This is a genomic window from Sulfuricurvum sp. MLSB (genome assembly GCF_000747095.1).
Classification (GTDB): domain Bacteria; phylum Campylobacterota; class Campylobacteria; order Campylobacterales; family Sulfurimonadaceae; genus Sulfuricurvum.
Window position 1 is genome coordinate 1 of record NZ_JQGL01000099.1, and the last position, 2,544, is coordinate 2,544.

At 39.9% G+C, this 2,544-nt stretch carries 3 protein-coding genes; all 3 read right to left on the reverse strand.

Annotated features, from left to right (window positions below):
* Positions 1–253 precede the first annotated feature (253 nt).
* Positions 254–1,207 carry an alpha/beta hydrolase gene (locus JU82_RS07315; protein WP_294892498.1) on the reverse strand — a complete coding sequence of 318 codons (954 nt, stop codon included), beginning with the start codon at positions 1,205–1,207 and terminating at the stop codon, positions 254–256.
* 34 nt (positions 1,208–1,241) lie between these two features.
* The gene (locus tag JU82_RS07320; RefSeq protein ID WP_294892499.1) at positions 1,242–1,883 is read right to left on the reverse strand and encodes an SDR family NAD(P)-dependent oxidoreductase; all 642 of its coding nucleotides are present in this window, start codon (positions 1,881–1,883) and stop codon (positions 1,242–1,244) included.
* A gap of 83 nt (positions 1,884–1,966) precedes the next feature.
* The gene (locus JU82_RS07325) at positions 1,967–2,494 is read right to left on the reverse strand and encodes a carboxymuconolactone decarboxylase family protein (protein WP_037948755.1); all 528 of its coding nucleotides are present in this window, start codon (positions 2,492–2,494) and stop codon (positions 1,967–1,969) included.
* Positions 2,495–2,544: the final 50 nt, after the last annotated feature.

The window sequence follows — 2,544 nt, forward strand, 5'->3', positions numbered from 1 at the left end:
CCTTTTTCAATCAGTGCCGTTAAAACCGGATCGTTGAAACTCTTCCACCACGCTATCTCATCAGAGGCTATTTTTTCCGCTTCCGCATAATGATACGTTGCTGAAAGAGGCGTCTCCAGTTTTGCTATACTTGCCTCCGGCGTCGCACAACCGGATAAAAGCAGTGCAGACAAAACCGATATTTCTATTACATGATTACATGATTGCGTATAAAATATGTCATTTTTTCGTTTCCCTCACCCCTAAAAGATTTCTATTTTTGCAAGACAATATCTATCATCTTTTCGGGATTATCCACAAAACCGAAATGTCCGCTATTCTTAACCGTGATGATAGATACACCGCCAAGCTCTTTTACCGTTCGCTCACGCTCTTGTAATGTCGACCAGTCATGATCGCCGTACACCAGCGTTACAGGTGCCTTCACTCCGGAATAAAGATTTCGTGCTTTTCCCCAAGATTCCCAATTCTCAAAAACATTTCGTTCTACGTAGCGATAACCCTCACGGTAGCCTGCCGAATTTATCGTGCCGAGCAGATCATCGGGCATACCACTTTTATTTGCAAAACCACCGCTGAGAACCATCCCTAAAAACAACTTATTTTCAAGCTTAGCCATTATGGCTCCATGTACGGGGACAGAGTAATTGGCGAGCATGAAATTAGCGAAAAAATTACCCCGACGTACTCCGTCTGCATAGCGGGTATCATAATCATAAGGGTTCGAAGAGACGACTTTACTGATTCGCTCAGGCACTGTACTAGCAACGCTCAGTGCCAAAACGCCCCCGATAGACTCGCCGACAAGGGTAACTTTTTTTAAATCTTCTTTCTCTATAAACGAAACGACGGCTTTGCGCATATAAGGTTCATCATACGTCGCCGTAGTATCGATTGATGAGTACCCGTGCCCCGGTAAATCCAAAGCATAAACAGTGTGATTTTTTGCAAGGGCAGGAATCGCATCTTGGAAATAATCCAACTGTGTTCGAATCGTATGCAACAAGATAAGCGGCTCGCCTTGACCGGCTTTGAGATAGCGAAGCGTTACGTTTCCATCAACTTGTATTTGCGCAACGTGTCCAATAGACGATAGAGCATCCTTAGTCTCTTCAATACCCCCTGCAAATGCAGTTTGATTCATTGAAAAGATGGCGAATATCGTTACACCTATGTTTTTGATGTGTGACTTTGTACGTATATTCATAGTTTTATCCTTTTGTTTTGTTATTACGCAGTTATTACGCAGACTTGTTGAGCATATTTAGAGCAAATCTCGGCGAAAGGCGACTTATCTTTTTAAGAGCACTACTTTGCCCCGGTTTTATTTCCAAGATGCCATGTTCCATTTTTTTAATGGTGATTTTGACAAGCTTTGGTATATTCATGATACTCATACCTATTTGTTCACTTTTTTCAAAGGCATCTAACGACGGAGTTTGTGTTCCTTGTGGTGCCAATTCAAAAATTTTGACATTAGTATTTTTAAGTTGAATACGCAATGAATCGGTATAAGAGTGTAACGCGGCTTTAGTTGCACAATATACAGGTGCATTTGCCAGAGGAACAAAGGCTAATGCGGATGTAATATTTAACATTGAAGCTCTCTTTTGTTTTTTCAAAAGTGGTAAGAACAGTGTACTCATACGGATAGTACCATTTAGATTGGTATTGATCTCGTGTGTAAGATCGTATAAATCAGCTTCATCTTGTAAATCGATCCCAGCACTGTTGATCAATATATTCAGCTCCGGAAACATTCGTGAAACCTGTGAGTACAAAGCTGTTGTCTCCTGCGGATTAGTAATATCACATCGAAATGTGTGGACATTTTTAAGTTCTTTCTTCGCATTACCCAGTTGATAACGGTGTTTTCTTCGCACAATTGTCGTGCAAATTCATAGCCGATACCGCTTGAACCGCCCGTAATGAGGATAGTGTTGCTATTCATTTTCATAGTTTGTCCTTAATCTTGAACTTTGAATGCTGTCAATAGCATATCTGTCATAGCCAACTTTGCGGATTTGTGAGCCAGTTGGAATATTTCTTGATCAGACATATTTAGTGCTCGTAATTTGTCTACATCGGAGCTATTGATATTTTTCGGTTCATTCACAACTTTTAAAGCGAAAAGTAGGTGCGCTTTTTGTATATCGCTTAGAGGAGCACTTTGAGGTTCTCTTGCCATATTGAAAAGTTCCTCTTGAGTCATACCAAACACATTTATCAGTAATCCTGAATTAAAACCGACACAATAGTCGCATCCTTCTATTTCAGAGATCAAATAACGCATAATTGCATTGAACTTTTGCATCTCAGCATCTTGGGACAAGCTTTGTTTAACATCTTCCCAATGATGTTGTAACATATCTGGTTCTATACTCCATAGCTTAAAACCTGTTGGGATCACTCCAAACACACTTTTTATTTCACGATAAGTTATCTGAACTGCTCCCATAGCATTATTTTCATCGACTATATTCAATAAACACATATTTTCTATCCTATTTTTGTTATTACGCAGACTTGTTGATCATATTCAGC